The sequence below is a fragment of the Coxiella-like endosymbiont of Rhipicephalus sanguineus genome (assembly GCF_018687865.1).
The window spans coordinates 1-22,718 of record NZ_NIQB01000015.1 but is presented as its reverse complement, the minus strand read 5'-3'; the positions used below and the strand labels follow the sequence as shown (position 1 = coordinate 22,718).

Sequence of the window (22,718 nt, the reverse complement as noted above, 5' to 3'; positions counted from 1 at the left end):
CCGATTTAAAAATTAAAATCCAGGGGTTTATATCCACCATCCAATGAGACCCTGTAAACGTAAAGTGTAAAAAGAGACGATTCCAGCTTTTTTCTAATTCGTCTCCCCGACCATTGGATTAATGATTAATTTCAAGAGCAATTAAACTGTTGCGAGAAAAATGATTGCTTAAAAAAAGCTGTGGTTCGTAATTCATTTCACGAAAAAACTGAGACTTAGGGTAAAATTACCACCAGGAAGAGTTGTGTATAGGAGACATTAGAGTAAAACGTTACTTCCAAACAATGTCATACCATAAGGAAAATTGCACACTCATTTGGCCTTTAAATTCTTCACTCTTCAGTGGTTTATTTTCAGGCGTATGGCTTTCATAAATAGAATTGGTACGGTCGCCCAGTAAATAATACGGTAGGATGTAAGTGGGTTCATAAAAGCTAATACCCGCACGCGTTTTTATAACTTGACGTTGTTGAGCTAAACGCCTTTCCAGGATCGATTGCTGAGCGAGACTGAGTGCAACTTAGAATTTTTTCTAACTTAGCTTCAAAATGGGCCGGTTGTTTGCAAACTACTTTATAGTGGTAGTGTTTTTTTATCATAGTATTTTTTTATCGTAGTACTTTATATGTTAACAATTGGCTTTAGTTATAATGTTTTTAGATTTTTTAGGGGGCTGAGAGTCAGTAAGCATTGAATTGGCATAGGAGCTATTCTGAACAAGAGCTATTGCTAAAATAGCAATAAATAATCCCAATTTTCTTCTGAGCCTTTTTTTTGATATCCGAATAATACTAAAATCCTTAGTAGATACAAATTCATTTTCGTCGCAATAATTTCTTGAGCTTGGGAAGAGAATAGGCATTAACAACATCTTTTTTCGAGCCAAAACGGAATGGGCCACATCAATCTCAAATTCAAGGTAATTGATTTAATTGATGGTGTGGGCATCAGTTGAAATTGCCATTTTAACTGCTATTTAGCTATTTTACAATGAACATCATCTAAGTCTAAACGTTCGGGTTGGGCATTAATTTCTAGGATGCACCTGTTCATTTTTGCCGCTTCAATTAGTTTTCCCACATTAACAGAATATGGATCGCGGCGCCGAATGAGTCGCCTCTGGGATGGCCTAGTATATTAAAGTAGGGGTTTTCCATGGCGCGAAGAATACGTTTAGTTTTTCGGATAAATTAAATTTGTAATGAATAGAGCAAACTGCTAAATCTAATTCTTTTAAGACTTCATCTGGAAGGTCTAATTTTCCGTCTTCTAAAATATCGACTTCAATTGATTTCAAAATAGTAAAACCGTTGAATTTTTCATTAAGCTTGTTAATAATTTTAATTTGTTCGATAAAATGCTTTTTGTTCAAACCTGGTCCCACGGAAAAATGCAAATGCCCTTGAATATCTTTATTAAAGTAATTAATTTCAGTAATTAATGTTTTTAGAGTAGCTTCAATTTCACCATAATTTTCACGAAGTTCAGGTTCTATGTAAGAGATACCAAATAATTCATAAAATTCTTTTTCGGTTTTTCTGGCGATTTCCTTTTTATCTTTTTTTAAATACACCATACTTATTTACTTTCATTTTTTCATAGCCATTCTGCCGATGGCTATATTATTATGAGATTTTTCATTACGTGAAATAATGTAAAGCAAAACCATAACTTTTTTGTAGGATTGCTCGCAAATAAACTTGAACACCAGAATTTAAAACTCCAGTTGAGCGAATGGTTCCGTGAGAAATAACGGGTGATATTCTATCAAATTCAGTAAGGTATTTAATAATTTTTTACCATTATTAGCAACGGCGATTAGATCGAGGTCACCTACGATTTCTTTACGTCGTCGATAGCTTCCGGTGATAGCAATTTTTTAATCCCGGGGCTGTTTTTAAATAAGTTAGAAAATAAGTTGGCAAGGGAACTGGAATTTTTTCGGCGTCCAATCAATTTAATACGAAGCTTTCCTCGTTCCAAGGTTTTGATGCCTGCTAAGATAGGCTTTTTTATTTTTCCAAACCATGCAAGCCTTCAATATCAGCATGTACTAATGCTCTTTTTAAATCGGCTGAGTTTTTAATATCCAAATTATCATGTAGCATTTTTATACGCTTTGGGCCTAAACCCTCGATTAGCAACAGCTCAGTAACTACCATAGGCATTTTTTCTCAAGTTGTTCTAAGTGGAGTAATTTGCCTATTTTAATTATAATTTTATTTTTCTGCTAGAGCTTCTCCAATACCCGGTAATTCCGTTAAATCTTCGCCTTCCCTTAGAATATCTACTACATTCTGAGGTAATTCGTTGATAAGCCCGACGGCGGAGCGGGTAGGTACGGATACGAAAAGAATTTTCTACTTAAATTTCTAAGAGATCTGCGAGCTTGTTGAGTAGAACAGCAATCTCAGGATTATAAATTTGCACTTCAGCCTCCGAATATTCTTTATTTATTTTACTATTCAGTGAACCTCTTGATTATCATTTTGAAAAGTTTAGATCGCCGGTAGTTTACTCATTGGTGGCAGTTTGACACCCATCCTATTCCCATATACCATTGCCTCGCTAGATTTGGATGGGTGGTGGGTGATCGATTACCATTAAAAATCAATCTCTTTGAACTTTGCGATCGGTAGGTAACCTTAAAGAAGGTGAAGTGCCTTTAAAGGAACTAACGCGACTGCTTCCCTTGGTGGAAAATCCGAGAGGGGTGGTAGCAGTTTGTTTTGAATTTGGCCAAGATAAAGTTTGGGTTTCGTTTTATTAAAGTTGGTGTCCGGACCTACCTTACATTCGAATACGAGCGTTATGGCGAAGCAGTGAGCTATGATATAAATGTAAAGCCTTGTATTAAGTCCGGTAAGGGATGATGATGAGGCAAAGCGATTGCCGCGCAAGCCTATGAGCCATTGTTAGTTACTGATGAGAGAGTAACTTTAATAGAACTAAATAGAAGAAAAATTATTGCTCAGCTTACCGATGATCCCCAAGCACGAGCAATGTCAGACCTTGGAGTAGAGAAATGGCAGTACAAAAAAGTCGTAAAACTCGTTCAAGACGCGGTATGCGTCGCTCACATGATGATTTGCGCGCTCCTGTATTATCTAAAGATCCCGTGACGGGGGAAACGCATCTGCGGCATCATATTAGTCCGGAAGGATATTATAAAGGCCGTGAAGTTATTACTTTAGAAGAGTCTTACGAAGACGAAGAGTAACCATTAATGGTGAAGACAATTGCACTGGATGCCATGGGTGGTGATCACGGTCCCAAAGTTATTGTGCCCGCGGTATTGTCAATTCTTAAGAAATACTCCCATGTCAAACTTCTCTTAGTGGGCAAAGAGGAGCGGCTTCGTCCCTTAATAACAGAGGGTAGCAAAGCGGTTGGGGATCGATGGGAAATTGTGCACGCCACTGAGGAGGTAGCAATGGACGAAGTTCCTTCTCAAGCGCTTCGGACGAAGAAAGATTCTTCGATGCGAGTGGCTATAAATTTAGTAAAAGAAAATCGGGCACAGGCTTGCGTCAGTGCGGGTAACACTGGTGCTTTGATGGCAACAGCCCGTTATGTTTTTAAAACCTTACCAGGTATTGACCGACCCGCTATTATCGCTTCGTTTCCTACCAAAAATGAACGGGAAGTTCGAGTTTTAGATTTGGGTGCTAACGTTGATTCTAGCCCTGAAAATTTATACCAATTTGCTGTGATGGGGTCTATTTTAGCAGCGGCTGCCGATAGCATCCCCAACCCCAGAGTGGGATTACTAAACGTTGGTGAAGAAGAAATTAAAGGGAACGAGCTAGTAAAAAAGGCCAACGAGCTTTTTGAGAAAAGCAAAGCGATTAATTATATTGGGTACGTGGAAGGTGACTCCATCTTTAATAACGTTGCCGATGTGGTTGTCTGTGATGGCTTTGTGGGAAACGTGGTATTAAAAGCCACAGAAGGCGTAGCAAAATTAATTGCGCAATATGCGCGGGAAGCTTTCAAAGAGGCCTGGTGGACCAAATTGGCGGTATTACCCGCTATCCCTATTTTTAAACGCTTAATAAAGCGAGTCGATCCTGAACGTTATAATGGAGCAACCTTTTTAGGCTTAAATGCGATTGTGATAAAAAGTCACGGTAGTGCTAATGTTAATGCTTTCGTTTCGGCTGTGGAAGAAGCCATTCTTGAAGTTGATAAAAATATTCCACAGCTCATTAAAGAAAAAGTGAGCAGTGTGCTTAAGGAGTCTGAGAGCTAATGATGTATTCGCGTATTTGGGGAGTTGGTAGCTATATCCCCGAACAAATCCTCAGTAACGAGGATTTGGAGAAAATGGTCGAAACTTCAGACGAATGGATAATGAAACGGGTGGGCGTGCGAGAGCGCCATATTATCGCTACGAGCCTGATAACACTACCACGATGGCAGTCAATGCTTCCAAACGTGCTATTGAAATGTCTGGGATTGACCCTTCCACTATTGATATGGTTATCGTGGGAACGGCTACGGCAGAATATTATTTTCCAAGTACGGCTTGTTTAGTCCAGCGCCATTTAAATTTAAGAGATGATATTCCTGCTTTTGATTTAAATGCGGCGTGTGCGGGATTTGTGTATGGATTAAGCGTTGCAGATCAATATATTTGCACGGGCGGTGCTAAAACCGTTTTGGTCATTGGAGTGGATTCTCTAACGAAAATAGTGGATTGGCAAGACCGAAGTACCTGCATTTTATTTGGGGATGGAGCTGGAGCGGTAATTTTGCAAGCCGATAGAGAACCGGGAATCCTAAAAATAATTCTCCACGCTAATGGCAACTACGCAGACTTAATTAGTTCCAAAAGTCCCATATGGGATCGCGAATTAAATGAGTTTCCCTTGCGAATGCGGGGTAATGAAGTTTTTAAAGTGGCTGTGAAGAAATTAGGAGAAATTGTTGATGAGACTGTGGAAAAGAGCGGACTTAAAAGATCGGATATTGATTGGTTGATACCTCATCAGGCAAATATGCGGATTATTCAAGCCACAGCTAAACGCCTTGGCTTATCTCTGGAGCGGGTTATTTTAACTATTGAAAAACATGGGAACACCTCTACTGCTTCTATTCCTTTAGCCCTCGACGTTGCTGTTCGATCAGGCAAAATCCAGCGTGGTGAAACCTTATTGTTAGAAGCCTTTGGAGCGGGATTAGCGTGGGGTGCTGCTCTATTAAAGTATTAGTGGAGAAATAATAACATGCCTTTACCATTTGCTTTAGTATTTCCAGGTCAAGGATCTCAACACCTGGGGATGCTCCGAGAATTAGCCAAAGAGCAACCTTTAGTTAGAGAAACCTTTCACGAAGCATCTTCTGTTCTGGGATATGATTTGTGGGTGTTGACCCAACAGGGTCCTCAAGAAAAACTGGACCAAACTCAATTTACCCAACCCGCTCTGTTGGTAGTCGATGTCGCTATTTTTCGGTGTTGGGAGGATTTAGGGGGGTCTCCGCCTCAAGCGATGGCTGGTCATAGTTTGGGGGAATACGCGGCCTTAGTTTGCGCGAAAGCACTGAGATTTACAGATGCTGTCCAATTAGTAGAAAGCCGAGGTCGCTACATGCAAGAGGCGGTGCCCCCAGGTGAAGGAGCAATGGGAGCGATTATTGGTTTAAGTGAATCGCAGATCGAAGCGATATGCGAAAAATCGGCCCAGAGCGCGGTCGTGAGGCTTGCCAATTTAAATTCTCCTGCTCAAACGGTAATATCTGGAGATGCATTGGCTGTGGAACGTGCTCTTGCATTGGCTAAAACTAAGGGGCTAAAATTGCTAAGCGCATTCCCGTCAGTGTGCTTCTCACTCCCCTTTGATGCAGCCGGCAGCTCAACGTCTTGCGCGGGATTTAGCCGGGGTAACCATGACTTCGCCTACGATTCCTGTAATCCACAATACAGATGTGGCTGAACATCAGGGAGGCGAGGCAATTCGCACTGCGTTGGTGAAGCAACTCGTAGATCCTGTGCGATGGGTAGAAACTATCCAAAAAATGGTAAAGCGAGGAATAAAATTCTTTGGAGAGTGCGGGCCGGATAATAAATTAGCAGGTTTGAATAAGCGCATCGAACGCCGAAGCAAAACATTCCCACTGACAACGACAGAGTTAATTTTAGCTGCCCTAGAGTGGGTGAGGTAAAAAAAGCCCTTAGTTAAATGAAGAGGAATACGAGGTATGTTTATTGAAGCAAAAATTGTGTTAATCACGGGAGCGTCTCGTGGCATTGGATTAGCAATTGCTAAAGAAGCAGGTCTTCAAGGAGCTATTGTTCTTGGAACAGCTACCTCCGAAGAGAGTGCTCATAAAATTACTCAAATCTTCGCCGAGAAAGGTTTTAAAGGAAAAGGGTATACTTTAAACGTTTGCGATCCAGAAGCTATGAAAACTATTTTGGCTAAGATACAGGAAGACTTCGGTTCGGTGGACATTCTCATTAATAACGCCGGTATTACTCGTGATAACATCTTTCTCCGCATGAAGTCTGAAGAATGGGAGGCCGTTATTGAAACTAATTTGAATGGTGTTTTCCATTTGACTAAGGCGTGTTTGAAGTCAATGCTTAAGAAGCGGTGGGGCCGGATTATCAATATTACTTCGGTCGCAGCCATTATGGGAAACCCCGGGCAAGCAAATTATATCGCTGCTAAAGCTGGCCTTATAGGTCTTACGAAAGTTATCGCCGTAGAACATGCTGCTTACGGCATTACAGCGAATTGTATCGCTCCTGGCTTTATTGAAACGGAAATGACAGGCGCATTGTCAGAAAAGCAACAAGAAGCTATTTTGACTCGGGTGCCCATGAAACGAATGGGACGTCCCGAAGAAATTGCTAAAGCCGCAGTTTATTTATCCTCCGATGGAGCTGGATATATAACCGGGGAGACATTGCATATTAATGGTGGAATGTGTATGGTATAGCGCTTGAATACAAGTAATAAAATGTTACTATTAACCGAATTCACTTAATTTAGTTTTTAAGAAGGGGAGCCGAAAATATGGCAAAAGTTGAAGAACGAGTCAAAAAGATTATCATTGAGCAATTAGGAGTAAAAGAAGAAGAAGTCACTAATGATGCTTCATTTGTAGATGATCTCGGTGCTGATTCTTTAGATACGGTTGAGCTGGTGATGGCATTGGAAGAGCAATTCGATACTGAAATCCCCGATGAAGAGGCAGAAAAGATTACGACCGTTCAGCAAGCGATTGATTATATTAAATCGCATTCTGCAAGTGAATCTACTGATTAACTGATCAATTTTTAAATTGTAGTTTTTCCTGCTTGGTCTCTGAGGAGCGCTAAATTGGGGAATCGACGTGTTGTGATAACAGGCTTAGGAGCGGTAACCCCAGTGGGGAACAATGTTCCAGATATGTGGGCCGCCCTTTTAGAAGGTAAAAGCGGAGTTGCCCGCATTACGCGCTTTGATGCATCCGCTTTTGCCACGCAAATTGCAGCAGAAGTAAAAACTTTGATCCGAATCTGTCCTTAGACCCTAAGGAAGTTCGACGAACAGATGTTTTTGTTCAATTCGCTGTAGAGGCAGCTCGCCAAGCCATCGAAGACGCTGGGCTTGTCGTCGATGAAAGCAATCCTTCTCGAGTAGGTGTTGCCATTGGTTCTGGGATTGGGGGAATGCCCTGGATTGAAAGATATCATCAGACGCTATTGAGCGATGGACCTCGAAAAATTTCACCTTTTTTTATCCCTGGTGCCATCATTAATATGGCATCTGGGATAGTGTCTATAAACTACAATTTGAAAGGCCCTAACATTTCCATCGTTACCGCTTGTACCACAGGTCTTCATAATATCGGCCATGCTGCCCGAATTATTGCAGATAATGATGCGGATGCCATGGTAGCGGGAGGAAGCGAAATGGCTACAACGGCTTTAGGGATTGGCGGATTTTCAGCGGCGCGGGCACTTTCAAGCCGAAATGATGAACCGGAAAAAGCCAGTCGTCCTTGGGATAAGGATCGAGATGGTTTTGTATTAGGTGAAGGAGCGGCATCGGTGGTATTAGAGGAATTGGAACACGCAAAAAAGCGTGGCGCCCCCATTTACGCGGAAGTGATTGGCTTCGGAATGAGCGGGGATGCTTTCCATATGACGGCGCCTGCTCCGGGTGGTGAGGGTTTTTACGCTTGTATGAAAAATTCCTTGGTCGATGCCGGGATTCCTGCTGAAGAAGTAGATTATGTTAATGCTCATGGCACTTCTACACAGGCGGCAGATCATCTGGAAGCGCTGGCTATCAAAAAAATTTTTGGGAATCATGCTTATAAATTAGCCGTAAGTTCTACAAAATCAATGACGGGCCATATGTTAGGGGCCGCGGGGCAGTTGAAACGGTGATTTCGGTTTTGGCTATTCGAGATAACGTGGCGCCACCGACGATTAATTTAGAACATCCCGATGAAGACTGTGACTTAGATTTTGTCCCTCAGACAGCGCGGCAAATAAACATTACTACAGTGATGTCAAATTCTTTTGGATTTGGGGGAACCAACGGTACCTTGGTGCTAAGGAAGGTCTAAACTTTATTTCATGTCGTTATTTAAAAAAAATCGTTTTCATTATTGCTGCCTTTTTTATTTTAATTTTGGGAACGTGGTTTACCATTATGTAGCATCGTTTATTTATATGCCAATACGTAGTGAAATAGAAATACAACAAGCGGCTACGATCAAAATACCGCCCGCAACTCGGGTTCGTTATTTAGCTTACCATTTATTCCAAGGGGGGCATGGGAGTCATGTATTTTCCGCTACGTATCAAGCCCATTGTGAAAAATACCAACGGAATAATGAACAATCATTATAATTCCACCATGGGTGGCACCTTATCTATCACTGGGAGAAAAATATGGAAGATGAACGAGGGTGTTTTATATCCTTCGAAGGAATTGAAGGGGTAGGGAAAACTACAGCGCTCCGATATATCCGAGAGCGCCTGGAGGTTGATCATATTCCTTACGTCGTTACCCGAGAGCCGGGTGGTACGCTCATTGCCGAAGCCATTCGTGAAGTGTTTCTCAATCATTACAACGAAATGATGTGCCCCGATACCGAATTATTATTAATGTTTGCAGGACGTGCACAAAATATTGTACAAGTGGTTTTGCCAGCTTTACGGCGTGGGCAGTGGGTATTGTCCGATCGTTTTACCGATGCGAGTTTTGCCTATCAAGGCGGGGGACGTGGAATCGCGGTTAAACACATCGAAGAATTAGCACGATGGGTTCAGGGTAATTTAAAACCAGATCTCACTTTTTTATTGGACGCACCCGTTTCGATTGGTTTAAGTCGCGTAAAGAGCCGTGGAGCGAGAGATCGCATTGAAGCAGAGGGTCTGGAATTTTTCAAACGAGTACGGGAGAGCTATCTTGCTCAAGCGCGATGCGAGCCCAAACGGTTTCGAGTGATTCATGCAGATCAGGAATTATCGGTGGTTAGAGAGCAATTATGCCAGGTAATCGACCCGCTATTAGCAGACCTTTCTCAAAGTAAAATTAGAGGCTAAGAACTAAATGATTTACCCGTGGCAACAAAAGCAGTGGGACAAAATTGTAACTCGTCATCAGCAAGGTCGGATGCCTCATGCTCTCCTTTTAACCGGTAGCCGTGGTTTAGGTAAATCAAGGTTTGCTAAATCATTAGCAGAATTAATTCTTTGTAAGCGCAATCAAACAGAAGCCTGTGGGATATGTCGAGGCTGCCAATTATTTCGTGTCGGGAACCATCCTGATTTTTTTGAGGTAAATACGGAAGAAAAAAGTAAAACTATTAAAGTGGTGCAAATTCGTGAGCTAATTGATGCGCTCAATCAAACTTCGCAACAGGGCCATTATCAAGTAGTGATTCTTTCACCTGCTGAAGCAATGAATCGAGCAGCGGCTAACGCGTTTTTAAAGACTTTGGAGGAACCTTCAGGACAAGTTCTCTTAATCTTGGTTACTCATCAGCTTGGAGCTTTACCCCCAACTATCGTCAGTCGATGTCAACGAGTCCTATTTAAGGCTTATTCTGACTCAGCGGTACTTCAATGGGTAGAAGCACAGATTAAGGGAGATAAAAATAAAGCACTTCAATTGTTAACAGTAGCGAATTACGCTCCATTACAAGCGATAGAATTAGAATCGCTAAATTATTTGCCATTGCGGGATCGTTTATTGAAGTCACTAATAAACACAGTAACGCAACGTGAATCGGCCGTGACGGTTGTAAATGCTTTATTGAAAGAAGATATTAAATTAATTTTGCATATTATAATTATCTTTCTTATGGATGTTCTGCGCCTGCAGCTTAATTGTCATGATTTTGTCTTTAACGTAGATCATTTGCCACTTTTACAGGAATTATCATCGGTATTGTCACAGGAAAAGTTGCTTGAAATATTGCAACAGTTGCAAGAAACTTGGCGGGTGGTTACGGGATCAATAGCAGTAAACTCACAATTGCTTTTAGAAGAAATTTTTTTAATGTTGGAAAACGCATAAATGTTAGTTGATTCACATTGTCATTTAGATATGCTCGATTTAACCCCCTATAATGGGAAATTAAAATCTTTAATTGAAAAAGCAAAAAATGTCGGCGTTGAAAGCATTCTTTGTGTAGGTGTTGACTTAGTAAATGCACCAAGGGTTATTAAAATTGCAGAACAATTTAATAATGTTTCTGCGAGTGTAGGCCTTCATCCTAGTAAAAAAGTAGATCATGAACCTTCTATGGCGGAATTATTTGAACTAGCCAGTCATCCTAAAGTAATAGCCATTGGCGAAACAGGTTTGGATTACTACTATAATGAAAGTGGTTTGGAGGAGAAGATACGAGATCGTTTCCGTCGCCATATTCAAGTGGCTGTAAAACTCGCTAAGCCATTAATTATCCATTCTCGCAATGCCCAAGTTGACACCATACAAATTATGCAGGAAGAAAATGCAAAAGCAGTGAGTGGAGTGATGCATTGCTTTACAGAAAGTTGGGAAATGGCGCAGAAAGCGATGGATTTGGGCTTTTATATTTCTTTCTCTGGCATTGTGACTTTTAAAAATGCTAAAAATGTCGCTGAAGTTGCTGAACGGGTTCCTTTAGAAAAGATGCTAATCGAAACGGATGCTCCTTATTTAGCTCCTGTCCCGTTTCGAGGTAAGAAAAATGAACCGCAATATGTGCTCTATGTAGCTGAATTCATTGCAAAATTAAAAAATACTTCTCTAAACGAAATTGCTCGAAAAACTACCGAAAATTACTATCGATTATTTAATTTATAAGTTTATTTGTAATTATAAGCTTATTTATAAGTTTTATAAGTTAGTGCATACCTATATCATGGTTTTTATCGGATCGGTTTCGGGCAATTCAATCCCACAAATTGTCTCTAACAGAATGGGCCGCCACCTAGTAACCTGGTAAGGGGTACTTCTGGTAGGGGTTAGCGTTAGCACCTGGTCGCTGGTCTTCAATATAGAGCCGTATCTTCGGGAAGCTACAGGCCACGGAATTCGAACGGAAGCACCACGATTACCAATGCCGGAAAAAATTGTGAGATATGAGCCGTTTCATGCTTTCCAGTAAGGGGGGTATGCGCTTCATGACGCTCCTGGAGAGCCGCTCAATAGTCTGGTTATAGCTTCTTTTCCTGTTTTTAAATCACGCATCGCTTTAATAGAGAAATTAGTGTGTTTACCAGTTCCATTTCAATCCCGTTAGAACGGGTTTCGGACGAAGGGTAGAAAGTAATACCGCCGTACTCTTCTCCAATTCGATACAGTAACCATTGAGCGAGCCAAAGGTGGTCAGAAACAGTCAGGGGATCAGGGGTTTATCGTGTCCCCTGGCAATCACTTCCCCATTCGTGTCAAAGAGCATAATTCCGGCATCCAAAAAAGCGTTGGCGTGTTCTTCCATTACTTCCACTAAAAGGATGGCTAAATTACTTCAATCTGTCCCTACACCACAATAGAAAGGCCATTGAGGAGTAGCAGGATAACCTTCGATTGGGCCACAGCCCCCCGGAGTGGCTGAGCACCCTGAAAGAGCGTATATTCTTGTTCAAATCCAATCCAGGGTTCTTGTTTAGCATCTCAGTTGGCCATAATTTGCCTCAAGCGTGCTCGCGTATTGGAAGGATGAGGAGGGGCAACCGTCCAGATTTAGAACCTCATAAAGGAGCAAATAATTACCTTCTCTTAAAATAGGATCTTTAAGGATGCACGGGTTTTAATATCAAATCAGAGCCATTACCTGTCGCTTGATAGGTGGAAGAGCCGTCTAATCCCCAGTCGGAAAAGTCTGACATGGTAATCTCCTGGGGGAGGATATTTAATAACTCGAATTTGGATCGCAATTTCTGAGTTGACTCAGCGCTATCCATCCAAATATAAGTGGCTTGAGTAAACATAGGTTTGAATCTCGATTTAAGTTAGCTTTTCATTAACCGTTTTAACCAGGGGTTTAGTGCAAATAAGCCTAAGCCCACAATAAAAGTAAGGATTGCATTATTTACAAAGGCGTGTCTATAGATTTCGCTTGCAGCATGAATATCTTGGACTCGGTGAGAAACCCCGGCTGCTTCGGCTAAAAATCCTGAGAGCTGCCCTCCGAATCCCAATGCTATAAACCAAATTCCCATCATTAACCCTGTAAGATGAGGAGGAGATAACTCTGTCACCATGGATAAACTGATAGGAGAGAGGAGCATTTCCCCAAGAGTTAAGAAGAAATAAAAAATCACGATCCCGAGCGGATGAACCAAACCGCTTGCTTCGGTCCAATGGGTAACCAGTGCCAATAAAAGCATAGCAAGAGCGGTGGAAAACATTGCCAATGAAAATTTTGTTCCGGGTGTCGGGTCTAGTTTTTTAGTATGCAGACGTTGCCATAAGGAAGCTAAGAAAGGTCCCAATAAAATAATAAAAATGGATTCTAGAGCGATAAATGCCGGTGAAGGAATGAATATACCAAAAATATTTCGATCGACAATCCGCTGTGTAAATAAATTAACGGAGGCAAAAGCTTGAAAAAACATTCCCCAAAAACAATGGAAGCGATAACGATAATAATTAGAGCAAGAAATTTATTCCGAACTTGTTTTTCCAAACGACTGCTTATAATGAACAAAACAATGAGGATAAAAACACCAAGAATTAATTGGAACAAGCTAGCAAAAGAGCTACTGCTCAACAAAAAATAAGCGATAATAATAGTCAGAAGAAAGAGTATAAGAAGATTACTTTTATAGCACAACCAACGCAAAAATGCAGGCGAAATTTGATTAGGAGGATAGGAAGCCCCCGATTTTCGAAGGTCTTGAAACCGAAGCAGAATGTCAATAGAGCGATAGCGATACCAACCCCTGCACTAAGGAAGGCTATATTCCACCCGAATTTTTCTTGAATAAAGCCAGCACTTCCCAAGCTAATAAACCGCCTAGATTAATGCCAATGTAAAATAAAGTGAAACCCGCGTCACGACGAGGGTCGTCTTCATAATAAAATTCGCCTAAAAAGCTTGAAATATTAGGCTTTAATAGTCCATTGCCTACTACGAGAATTGAAAGACTAAGGAATAGCAATTTTTGACCAGCAATACCTAGCAAGAAATAGCCAATGCCTAAAAAAATGGCGCCCACGAGAATAGCATAACGAGCGCCAAACACTCGATCAGCCAAATAGCCCCCTGCCAAAGGAGCTATGTAAACGAGTGCCGTAAACTCGCCGAGAATCATGTAAGCCTGTAAATCAGCAAAGTTAAGCGCGCTGGTGAGATAGAGGATCAGAAGGCTTTGGGTAATATAGAAACCGAAGCGCTCCCACATCTCAGTGAGAAATAAAGGTGTGAGCGCACGAGGTTGTTTCATAATTCGACCTAGGTAAGTTGAAAGCTACATAATTGACCATATCTAATAAAGAAATTCAAGACCGAATTAGGCAAGAGCTTTTGAAAAAAACATTCCTAAAGAGGAAGTAGCTAAGGTGCAAGGAAAAGTTAAGGCGATCCATTTTCCGAAGTAATAACAAACATTTCGATATCATGGAAACGTCCATTGAAATAGCGATATTTTCTCATCGACCCCTCCCATGAAAAACCTGTTTTTTTGAGGGTAGCGATAGAAGCGCTGTTTTCCTTTAAAGTAATTGCTTCAATCCGGTGGACTGCTATTTTTTAAAGCAAAATTCAATTACCTTGCGCAATACTTTTGTCATGATGCCTCTATTCCAATAATCACGAGAGAGATCGTAACAAATTTCAGCGCTATAGTGTTGATTGTTAATATAAAGACCAATAGCGCCAATCATGTAGTCGTCTTCTTTGCGCGCAAGTGTCCAATAAATGCCGCGTTTGTATTTGAAAAGGTCTCGACAATAATGAATTTCAGCAGTGGCCTCGGCTAGATTTCGAGGGTTAGAAGCGAGAATATAACGAGCGACTTCTGGGTTCGTGTAGTATTCGAAGAAAGCTTTTACATCCTTAACCATTTGTTCCGTAGGAAAAATCTTCATCAATATCTAAAATTGGGAATCTTTCATTATAAAAAGTATGGATCATGATTTATTTTGGGTTTTCTTGTGCTCTCTTTCAATGGAAGATCATTATTAGGAGCTCAAGCTTAAGAAAATATTAAAGAAACAGGGTGGTTTCAATGCTCGGTACACGATGAAAACTAGTAAATCGCGAGAAGAGGATATTTGTGTTTTTCTATTTTTGTCCTATTTTTTTGAATTAGTTATCTTCCGATTTGGCGAGGAAAAAGCAAATTACAAAATCTCGTTAGAGTGTTTAATCACGAAATAATCGAATCAATTCTAATTTTATCTTTATATTTAAATTAAAATTAGTTAAATTAAAATAATTAAAATTAGTTAAATTAAAATCAGTACTTCAAAATTTTTGGAATCACTAAAAATAAATTTGAAATAGTAAGCTTGTATCCCGACGATGCTTATTGTTATTATTTAAAGTTAAAATTAGGACAATAGTGAAAATGTAATTTAAAAAGGAAGTTTTTTGGATAAAAAATCGTTCGACGCGAAGTATCAAAATTAATTGAGGGTCTTGAGCATCTTCATCCCGTTTTACGGCGGATTTATCAGGCAAGAAATATTAATTCACCGGATGAATTATCCCGCGAGTTAAAAAATTTGTTACCTTACTCTTTATTGTCCGGCATCGATAAAGCAACGGAGCGGCTAATTCAAGCTCTCAAAGAGCAACAGCATATTATGATTATTGGAGATTTCGATGCGGATGGAGCAACAAGTACTGCTTTAACAGTAAGCGCGCTGCGTGAATTCGGGCTAGAAAAGGTTTCTTATCTGGTTCCCAATCGATTTGCCTATGGCTATGGCTTGACGCCAGAAATTGTAGAGGTAGCTTCCATTCGACAGCCTGATTTAATTATTACGGTCGATAATGGAATTTCAAGTCATACGGGTGTGGTCCGAGCAAATCAATTAGGAATCGATGTGCTAATTACTGATCATCACCTCCCAGGTGAGCAATTGCCACCTGCGTGTGCAATTATAAATCCTAATTGCAAAGAAGATAAATTTCCTAGTAAATGTTTGGCGGGCGTAGGGGTGGCTTTTTATCTTATGCTGGCATTTCGTGCACAACTAAAAAAAAATAATTGGTTTGAACGAAGTGGGCTCGATTGCCCCAATATGGCGAAATTTTTGGATTTTGTCTCACTGGGTACCGTGGCCGATATTGTGTCATTAGATAAAAATAATCGGATATTGGTTCATCAAGGATTACAACGTATTCGGGCAGGCCAAGCCCATGAAGGAATTTTGGCATTATTGGAAGTTTCCGGGCGTAAACGAGAAAAATTGCGGACTACAGACCTTAGTTTCGCCATTGGTCCACGATTAAATGCGGTGGGACGCTTAGATGATATGAGTTTAGGCGTTGCTTGTCTCTTGGCGGATAACAGAAATACGGCTTTAGATATTGCCTATCGATTGGATGATTTAAATAAAGAACGGCGAGTTATTGAGTCCCAAATGCAAAAAGATGCATTTAGTGCCATTGATCACCTTAATTTAAGTCAGCAGTTGCCACCTGGCGTTTGTTTATATAAGGAAGAATGGCATCAAGGGGTTGTTGGATTAGTAGCCTCCCGAGTGAAAGAACGGGTTCATCGCCCCACGATTGCTTTTGCAAAAATGAGTGATAATATTCTAAAAGGATCTGCCAGATCTATTTCTGGACTTCATATTCGCAATGTGCTGGAAGCTGTTGCTACTAAATACCCAGGGCTAATAACCAAATTTGGGGGGCATGCTATGGCAGCAGGTCTTAGCTTGCCTTTAGATCGCTATGAAGAGTTTCAACAAGTATTTGCTGCAGAAGTGGGAAGAAATTTTAGTGAGGAAGACCTTCAGCTGCGATTAATAAGTGATGGAGAATTAACTTCAGAAGAGTTAACTCTTGAGCTTGCTGAGTTAGTAGAGCAGGCGGGGCCCTGGGGGCAAGGCTTTCCAGAGCCTGTTTTCGATGGTTGTTTTAAATTGGTTAATCAACGGGTAGTAGGCCAGCGGCATTTAAAATTAATTTTGGAAGTTCCTGAGAATAATTATTATCTAGATGGTATTGCTTTTCATGTTAATCTAGAAGAGTGGCCTAATTTCCATTGTAAATACGTACACTTAGCCTATCGTTTAGACATTAATGAATTTCAAGGGCGCAGGAAATTACAACTTTTGGTAGATCATATTCAAGCGCAAACTGTTCCCTAAAGAATGGCATTTTTTTCATTAACTGCTTCAAAGTGAAGGCGGGGGTTTTGTTGACATTATTTTTCCCTTGTTGTCTAATCCTTCTGATAAGGAGGAAAAGGTATCTCTAAAATCAAAAGGTTGTTCTCAGTTTCTTATTTCATGCCAGAAGGCAGGAACCACAGAACGACTCGAATAAACTTTTTGATTTATTATTTAGCTTCGAAGAAAAGAGCAATTGGCAATGCACGTAGAATTAATATGTAAGCTGATAAAAGGAGAAAAAACTCAGCGAGAAATTTCTAACGACCTTGATATTAGTATTGCCAAAATTACTCGTATTTCAAATTCGTTAAAAGATAATTGATGACAAAGTCAAAACATTTATAAAGCAACATTTAATTAATAAAGAGGTTAGTCATGACTAATTCTAGTAAAAAATTTGATTTACAAGGTATTTTAAATAATATTAAGTCAATGATTAGTCCAGAAGGCAGCACACCTGATGTTAATCCTGATGATGCAATTAGTATGAAAATTTCTGAGCTTAGTTTATTGACGCAACAATTGGCCAAAACACATGCTGAGCAAGCTAAGCAATTTACTAGAATTAATCGATTACTTAATGATTTATTCAAGGATATAGAAGCATTGCGTAATCCACTAGCAACAGAATTGCCTGAATCTTCAGAATCCTCTGTCACTTCGGAGATTAAACCCTCAGAAGAGGAAAAAGAAAAAATAAGAAAAACATAATTTATTAAGTTGGTTTTAGCTTTTCGATTTTTGGCTAAGTAGTTTCAGAGTTAATCTTCGAGGTGATTAATTTTTTTTTGTGGTTTTACGTAGGTCTCTTTTACCAGAAAGCTTGCTAGTATCAACGATAGAATATTGAGTAGGAACATAAAACTAAAACCAATAATAAAGTCAGTTATTGAAAGAGAAGAGCTCTTAACCGAAGAATTTGATAAATAAATAAATTCATTAAAGGCGGGATAATATCCCGTTAAACAAAAATTATTAATGCGTTATTTAAGCCCATTACAGAAGCTCTAATTGTGATTGTAGTTTTCTCGGAAATAATTGCAAATTCCACGTTTTTCCATGAAGCGGTGATACCTACTAAAAAGAAGAGAAGGCTGTATAATCAATGTAGCTGTATAGGTTGCATAGGTGATTAGCGTTGTATCCAATAATCCCTACGCATTCACAAAAAAATAAGCATCGGTTTTCGACTCTTTTTTATATCCGAGAAAGTCTCCAGAAAAGGACACCGGACAGCAAAACTAAACCAAGTGAGAGAAATGATGTCAGCAGCTAGTTCCTGAGAAAGGCCTCTTGATTCAAGATAATTAATACCCAAATAGCACCAAGAATAACAAGGGATGAATAAATACTCGCTGAAGAAAAAGCAATATACCACATTTGCGAGTTTTAAAATAAAAATTACAAGCGTTGAGAAATTTTTTATGTCTTTTCAAGTAAACTAATATTTCTTGACTACTTGGTTTATTTTTTACAATAAGAAAAATTAGGAAAATTAAAATAACTCTAAATACGCCAATGATAGCAAGAGCCAGCCGCTAATTACTATGAACTTGGGTTAAAAAATGAAATCAATGAACCACCAGCTAGAAGTGTGGCCCCATCGTTCTAACAAATTGTGAGGCGCCTGAAAAAAATCCAAAATAATGTCGCGGAAAGCAAGTTGCAGCAATTAATAAGAAAATAAAGGCAAAAGAGGAACCAAAGCCCATGAGCACTCAACTGAAAAAAGCGGAAGTGAATCCTGTAGCGTGTAAAAATAATAATAATGCTGAACCAGCCTAAATCAAATCGGAAAAAATGATAATTCATTTGACTCTAAATTTATCTGCTAAAATCCGAACTGGGATTTATATGATAGCATAAGCGATGTAATAAGCGGAACCAATAAGAGCAAAAGATTCTGGAGAAAAATGTAAATCCGGAATAATTTGTGGTGCCGCAGTCCAAATAAATTTTCTAAGAAAGAATTCGTATATAAAAAAACAGCAGCTAATAGCCATATAATGAGACCAATGAATAAAATAGGTGATTTCTTTATGATTGCCAATTATTCGGCTTCTTTAAATTTTTCGATACTTTTTCTTTCCATTTTTGTAGATGAGGATCGGCTTTTCTATTTCTGAAAAACGGCGACTTGGAAGAAGATTTCGCCTTCATTTATTAACGGTAAATTATTTTTACTACGATAATTCCTTATTAGGGTTTAGTAATAGTAATATTTTCTGTACCTCCAAAAGGATCTTTAATTACATATAAAACTTTGCCTTTGGAAATACGCTGTCCTAATTTTAATTTGGAAAAACTAATTTCAATGCTTGAAGCACGAACCCAAACGGTGTCTTTAGTAAAAAAAATATCAAGTATCTTTTTGAAGATGACGTCCTAAGTCGATTATTATGGTTAAATTTTGTATTATATTAGAAATTCCTTTGATACCTATTTTAATGGGATATTCATCAAAACACATAGCTTCGCCAGCTTCATAGAATAACAAAAGAATTCCTTTTCTTTTCAGTTAATGCAGATAATGACTCTTTTCGATAGGGAGTGTCCGAAATTACTGGAGCGTCAAATAAATCGGCTAATTGTTTAGCAGTTTCGTCATAGAAATTAAAATAAATTTGAGTTAAATTATTATGGTTTTAAAGAACTGTCTGGAAATCAATACAATAATTAGATTTTATTAATATTTTTTGAGTGAAAAGATTGGCAAGACGTGTGACATGAGAGCTGTATTTAGAGCCTAGAAAGCTTCAATCAAAGTGGATCCGGCCAGTAATGAGATCGTACACGTTCATAACCAAGATAGCAATAAAAGTTTCTCGTAAGCGTTTTAAGAAGGGTTATTCTAATAAAAGATTAATGATTTTTGTACCATTATAAGTTGATCACCATGTAGAAAAGGACCTTTTTCTTTTCCGTGAACGACTTTGATATAGGCATGTATATAGGCGCATAACTGAATAATTCAGGCAGAGGTAATTCCAAAGAAATTCGTCCACCCATGTAAATCGTTTCATTATAAATTTTAAGCGGTGCATTTTTTATAATACGTAAACAATCAGCTAACAGATTTAGACTAGAACTTCAAAAATAAGCAAATTAGGATGTACTCAAAATTGCTATTTTCTTAATTATCTTACCCCAGAACTGCATTATTTAGCTAAATTTTGCTCTTCCGTAAACTCATGATTAATTTTCGTCTCAAATCTTTATACTAGGAATGCTTGAGTAGAAAGTGAAGATCAAAGTATAATCAAAATTCCTTTTTTCTAGGAGATTATATGGAAATTACTTTGAGTATCATAAAAGCCGATGTAGGTAGTATCAGCGGTCATACCCGACCTATAGCTAAAATGCTGGATGCTATTCAAACATTGTTGAAAGAACACATCGATTCTGGATTATTAATCAATGAGCTTGTTATGCTTACAGGTGACGATATTGCTATTATTTTTTCATATCAGAAAGGCTTAGGAAATAAAGAAGTGCATATGGGTTCTGCATGGCAAGCTTTTCTTTCTGACACTAATGTCACAAAAAATCAAGGTAATTATGGGTCGAGCCAAAATTTACTGGTTGATGCACCTTCCGGAAACGTTTGAGGTGCAGGCCCAGGAGTTTCAGAAATTAAATTCACTTTTTAATTCTCAGCAAGAACATCGACCTATAGAATCTTTTAATATATTCGCTGGCAATGATAAATGTAGACCGGGAGCGTTTAATCTTCTTTTATATTTAGTTTTTTCGATCCTATGCATAATGGTGGATTACTATTAAGTCCTAAAATACATATGGAATAGACGTTTACCATCATTGATATGAATTATAAGTTAGAAAGCCAAGATCGAATTATTAAATTGGACGTTCTCAAACAAGCGTTAGATGTGGTCGCTTTATTACAAAATTCCAATCGCTATGCCGTCGAAGAAATTCATTTACGTTTTAAGGTGGAAGAGTAAGTGGTTTTTCTTTCAGAAACTTGTCTGAATAATATTACTAGAAAATATATAGGAAAAGATAACCTTATTACGATTATACGTAATCAAAAAATTTCTCGACCCTGGAAGAAATTATTGAGCCCTATGCGACGATTAATTAGATTATCAGTGGGAAGCTCGTGGTTCCTATAATATCCATCAATTACCTGTCCCTATTAATACTACAGTTATATGTCTTTATTATCCGTTAATTTCAGCTATTGGATTTTCTATTAATTAAGAAGGACAATTTGATAAGCGCTATGTTAACTTTTTTTCAAATTCGGCCTGGAATTATGCTCGCTATGTTTCGTAATAGCACACCACAGAAATTTTTTGACAAGGCTTTTTAGGTGTAACGATAGCGAAACAGGCATAAATTTTTATACGGGACTAATCAACACTTGGAAAAAATTTAATGAAGAGTTTGAATTAAAAAAATAGAGAGTTAACAGAAACACGAAAGGGTTAATAAGCACCTTAAGATATCCACGTTTTAAAATAGAAAGCTAAATAGAAAAGAAAAAATTCATCTCAATTAATAAATTTATTACAACAACTAGGATATTTGACGTCATTAGAAATCATGAAAGAAGGAATGGCAGCTAATATTGCTAACCATAAAATGATCATTTCCGAACAAAAAATACAATCGTAGTTTTAATTTTTTTTAGATGCTATCAAGAATTCAGAATATCTTGAAAATACTGATACGTTGACACATTAATCATTAATGAAAATTACCGCAGCCAGGCAATTAGGAATCAATTTCTATAATTAGTAGAAAAATATGTTATCAAGCATAGAACCAATGTAATGGAGCTTATTACTTCTAATCATCAAAGAGAAATCGGAATACATGCTTTTTATGAATATCTAGGACATAAAGACTATTTCGATCTGAATTACTTATATTTCAAAAAAAATTAGTGGAATATGAAGCTATGTCAATTAAGGAAATTTTGTTTTAATAAAAAAGTACTGAAATCGATGGTTGTTTATCTCTATTTATGCACTTTCAGCTCTTTACTTATAGAAGTTTTACTTATAGAGGTATAATGAAGGTAGATTAGTTAATTTGAAGCTATTGTTCTCTTTGAAAAATGAGGAATCAAAAATATTTAAATTGACAAATGTATTCAGAAATTTTTCTATTGACGATCTCGGAAAAGCTAAAGATTTTTATAATAATATTCTTAGTTTAAATGTTAAATAAGAAAAGGATATGGGATTATAGCTCACCATTAGGAAATGGCTCAGTTATTTTTATTTATCAAAAAGAAAATCATCAACCAGTGATCTATACAGTATTAAATTTTGAGGTTGATGATATTGATCAAGTAGTCTATCTACTTAATAAGAAAGGGATACACTTTGAACAATACACCGGCGAATTACAAACTGATAAAAAAGGAATATTCCGTAGTAATTCTAAAAAGAAATACTTAAATATAGTTTAGTTCAAAGATGATGCTGAAAATATTATCTCATTAATATAAGAAAATCAATGAGATGGAAAAAGATAAAATAATATCTCTTTTTAAATTGCTTTTCTGATTCGTTAAAACAGGAATAACATAAAAAAGATAAAATAGGTGCCTGGCTCAAAGCTAATAAAAAACTTGGGGAAAATATAACTATCCCTTTTGAACACATCTAAAACTATTAATCAAAGGAGGAAAAACCACAATGGACTTTTCTTTCTAATAAAAAATTTGATGGCATCGGTGGATTAATTTATCTGTTGCATCAAAGAGGATATCAAGATAAATTGGTTATATCACTTTACATTAAAAAGTTAGGGATAATTTTTTATAAAAGCTTATCTTACTAATTTATACGTTTCACACACATGCCCTGCTACACCATCGATTAATCCTAAATATTATGATTATGTTAACGAGACCTATCAGAAAACTGATGCTCCTCTGTTTGATTGAAA

At 38.2% G+C, this 22,718-nt stretch carries 25 protein-coding genes and 3 pseudogenes; 19 read left to right on the top strand and 9 right to left on the bottom strand.

Going from position 1 to position 22,718, the window contains the following annotated elements:
• The 4 genes and pseudogenes from B1F79_RS06270 to B1F79_RS01545 all read right to left on the bottom strand — a co-directional run.
• A pseudogene (locus tag B1F79_RS06270) lies at window positions 1–106 on the bottom strand (phospholipase A); the annotation flags it as partial.
• 165 nt (window positions 107–271) lie between these two features.
• Window positions 272–490, bottom strand: a complete 219-nt coding sequence (locus B1F79_RS01555; protein WP_285896351.1) for a phospholipase A — start codon at window positions 488–490, stop codon at window positions 272–274.
• 639 nt (window positions 491–1,129) lie between these two features.
• Window positions 1,130–1,576: a hypothetical protein gene (locus tag B1F79_RS01550; RefSeq protein ID WP_251365717.1), complete on the bottom strand. Its 447-nt coding sequence runs from the start codon at window positions 1,574–1,576 to the stop codon at window positions 1,130–1,132.
• Window positions 1,577–2,012: 436 nt separating this feature from the next.
• A complete protein-coding gene (locus B1F79_RS01545) occupies window positions 2,013–2,168 on the bottom strand; it encodes a hypothetical protein (RefSeq protein ID WP_251365716.1) in 156 nt (51 codons plus the stop codon).
• Between the two features lie 458 nt (window positions 2,169–2,626).
• On the opposite strand from B1F79_RS01545, the gene B1F79_RS01540 reads away from it, so the two are divergent.
• From B1F79_RS01540 to B1F79_RS01480, 13 genes and pseudogenes are all read left to right on the top strand, one after another.
• Entirely contained in the window at window positions 2,627–2,770 is a 144-nt protein-coding gene (locus B1F79_RS01540) for a hypothetical protein (RefSeq protein WP_251365715.1), read from the top strand.
• Window positions 2,771–3,025: 255 nt separating this feature from the next.
• Complete coding sequence (rpmF, locus tag B1F79_RS01535; protein WP_100622877.1) at window positions 3,026–3,220, top strand: 50S ribosomal protein L32; 195 nt, start codon at window positions 3,026–3,028, stop codon at window positions 3,218–3,220.
• Between the two features lie 6 nt (window positions 3,221–3,226).
• Complete coding sequence (gene plsX / locus B1F79_RS01530) at window positions 3,227–4,252, top strand: phosphate acyltransferase PlsX (RefSeq protein ID WP_251365714.1); 1,026 nt, start codon at window positions 3,227–3,229, stop codon at window positions 4,250–4,252.
• A pseudogene (locus B1F79_RS01525) lies at window positions 4,252–5,213 on the top strand (beta-ketoacyl-ACP synthase III). Before plsX ends, B1F79_RS01525 begins: the two are co-directional and overlap by 1 nt.
• Before the next feature lie 15 nt (window positions 5,214–5,228).
• On the top strand, window positions 5,229–5,936 hold the full coding sequence (locus B1F79_RS01520; protein ID WP_251365713.1) for an ACP S-malonyltransferase: 708 nt from the start codon (window positions 5,229–5,231) through the stop codon (window positions 5,934–5,936).
• Window positions 5,890–6,165: a hypothetical protein gene (locus B1F79_RS01515; RefSeq protein ID WP_251365712.1), complete on the top strand. Its 276-nt coding sequence runs from the start codon at window positions 5,890–5,892 to the stop codon at window positions 6,163–6,165. The genes B1F79_RS01520 and B1F79_RS01515 overlap by 47 nt, the downstream gene beginning before the upstream one ends.
• A gap of 36 nt (window positions 6,166–6,201) precedes the next feature.
• On the top strand, window positions 6,202–6,945 hold the full coding sequence (fabG, locus tag B1F79_RS01510) for a 3-oxoacyl-ACP reductase FabG (protein ID WP_251365711.1): 744 nt from the start codon (window positions 6,202–6,204) through the stop codon (window positions 6,943–6,945).
• 77 nt (window positions 6,946–7,022) lie between these two features.
• Complete coding sequence (gene acpP / locus B1F79_RS01505) at window positions 7,023–7,274, top strand: acyl carrier protein (RefSeq protein WP_251365710.1); 252 nt, start codon at window positions 7,023–7,025, stop codon at window positions 7,272–7,274.
• A 54-nt stretch (window positions 7,275–7,328) separates the two neighbouring features.
• Window positions 7,329–8,565: pseudogene (gene fabF / locus B1F79_RS01500) on the top strand (beta-ketoacyl-ACP synthase II).
• A 106-nt stretch (window positions 8,566–8,671) separates the two neighbouring features.
• Complete coding sequence (locus B1F79_RS01495; RefSeq protein WP_251365709.1) at window positions 8,672–8,851, top strand: hypothetical protein; 180 nt, start codon at window positions 8,672–8,674, stop codon at window positions 8,849–8,851.
• A 42-nt stretch (window positions 8,852–8,893) separates the two neighbouring features.
• Window positions 8,894–9,550, top strand: coding sequence for a dTMP kinase (gene tmk, locus B1F79_RS01490; protein WP_251365708.1), 657 nt, complete (start codon window positions 8,894–8,896; stop codon window positions 9,548–9,550).
• A gap of 7 nt (window positions 9,551–9,557) precedes the next feature.
• Window positions 9,558–10,526, top strand: coding sequence for a DNA polymerase III subunit delta' (locus B1F79_RS01485; protein ID WP_251365707.1), 969 nt, complete (start codon window positions 9,558–9,560; stop codon window positions 10,524–10,526).
• Window positions 10,527–11,300, top strand: a complete 774-nt coding sequence (locus tag B1F79_RS01480; protein WP_251365706.1) for a TatD family hydrolase — start codon at window positions 10,527–10,529, stop codon at window positions 11,298–11,300. It begins immediately after the preceding gene.
• A gap of 1,151 nt (window positions 11,301–12,451) precedes the next feature.
• Here B1F79_RS01480 and B1F79_RS06775 read toward each other — a convergent pair.
• The 5 genes from B1F79_RS06775 to B1F79_RS01455 all read right to left on the bottom strand — a co-directional run bounded on the left by B1F79_RS06775 (window position 12,452) and on the right by B1F79_RS01455 (window position 15,126).
• A complete protein-coding gene (locus B1F79_RS06775; protein WP_372443100.1) occupies window positions 12,452–13,057 on the bottom strand; it encodes a POT-type proton-dependent oligopeptide transporter in 606 nt (201 codons plus the stop codon).
• A gap of 342 nt (window positions 13,058–13,399) precedes the next feature.
• Window positions 13,400–13,888: an oligopeptide:H+ symporter gene (locus B1F79_RS06770; RefSeq protein WP_372443099.1), complete on the bottom strand. Its 489-nt coding sequence runs from the start codon at window positions 13,886–13,888 to the stop codon at window positions 13,400–13,402.
• A gap of 128 nt (window positions 13,889–14,016) precedes the next feature.
• Window positions 14,017–14,175 (bottom strand): GNAT family N-acetyltransferase, encoded by a 159-nt coding sequence (locus B1F79_RS01465; RefSeq protein WP_308159715.1) that lies wholly within the window; start codon window positions 14,173–14,175, stop codon window positions 14,017–14,019.
• An 11-nt stretch (window positions 14,176–14,186) separates the two neighbouring features.
• A complete protein-coding gene (locus B1F79_RS01460; protein ID WP_251365719.1) occupies window positions 14,187–14,531 on the bottom strand; it encodes a GNAT family N-acetyltransferase in 345 nt (114 codons plus the stop codon).
• Window positions 14,532–14,928: 397 nt separating this feature from the next.
• Window positions 14,929–15,126, bottom strand: a complete 198-nt coding sequence (locus B1F79_RS01455; protein ID WP_251365705.1) for a hypothetical protein — start codon at window positions 15,124–15,126, stop codon at window positions 14,929–14,931.
• Between B1F79_RS01455 and recJ the strand changes: the two genes are divergently transcribed.
• From recJ to B1F79_RS01435, 6 genes are all read left to right on the top strand, one after another.
• A complete protein-coding gene (gene recJ, locus B1F79_RS01450) occupies window positions 15,048–16,769 on the top strand; it encodes a single-stranded-DNA-specific exonuclease RecJ (protein ID WP_251365718.1) in 1,722 nt (573 codons plus the stop codon). The two genes, B1F79_RS01455 and recJ, sit on opposite strands and share 79 nt — an antisense overlap.
• Before the next feature lie 223 nt (window positions 16,770–16,992).
• The gene (locus B1F79_RS06765) at window positions 16,993–17,115 is read left to right on the top strand and encodes a Trp family transcriptional regulator (RefSeq protein ID WP_372443101.1); all 123 of its coding nucleotides are present in this window, start codon (window positions 16,993–16,995) and stop codon (window positions 17,113–17,115) included.
• A gap of 53 nt (window positions 17,116–17,168) precedes the next feature.
• A complete protein-coding gene (locus B1F79_RS01445; protein WP_251365704.1) occupies window positions 17,169–17,504 on the top strand; it encodes a hypothetical protein in 336 nt (111 codons plus the stop codon).
• A gap of 2,576 nt (window positions 17,505–20,080) precedes the next feature.
• Window positions 20,081–20,401: a fructose 1,6-bisphosphatase gene (locus B1F79_RS06265; RefSeq protein ID WP_285896350.1), complete on the top strand. Its 321-nt coding sequence runs from the start codon at window positions 20,081–20,083 to the stop codon at window positions 20,399–20,401.
• Window positions 20,402–20,617: 216 nt separating this feature from the next.
• The gene (locus B1F79_RS06260) at window positions 20,618–20,758 is read left to right on the top strand and encodes a hypothetical protein (RefSeq protein WP_285896349.1); all 141 of its coding nucleotides are present in this window, start codon (window positions 20,618–20,620) and stop codon (window positions 20,756–20,758) included.
• A 1,223-nt stretch (window positions 20,759–21,981) separates the two neighbouring features.
• Complete coding sequence (locus tag B1F79_RS01435; protein WP_251365703.1) at window positions 21,982–22,236, top strand: VOC family protein; 255 nt, start codon at window positions 21,982–21,984, stop codon at window positions 22,234–22,236.
• The last annotated feature ends 482 nt before the right edge of the window (window positions 22,237–22,718 follow it).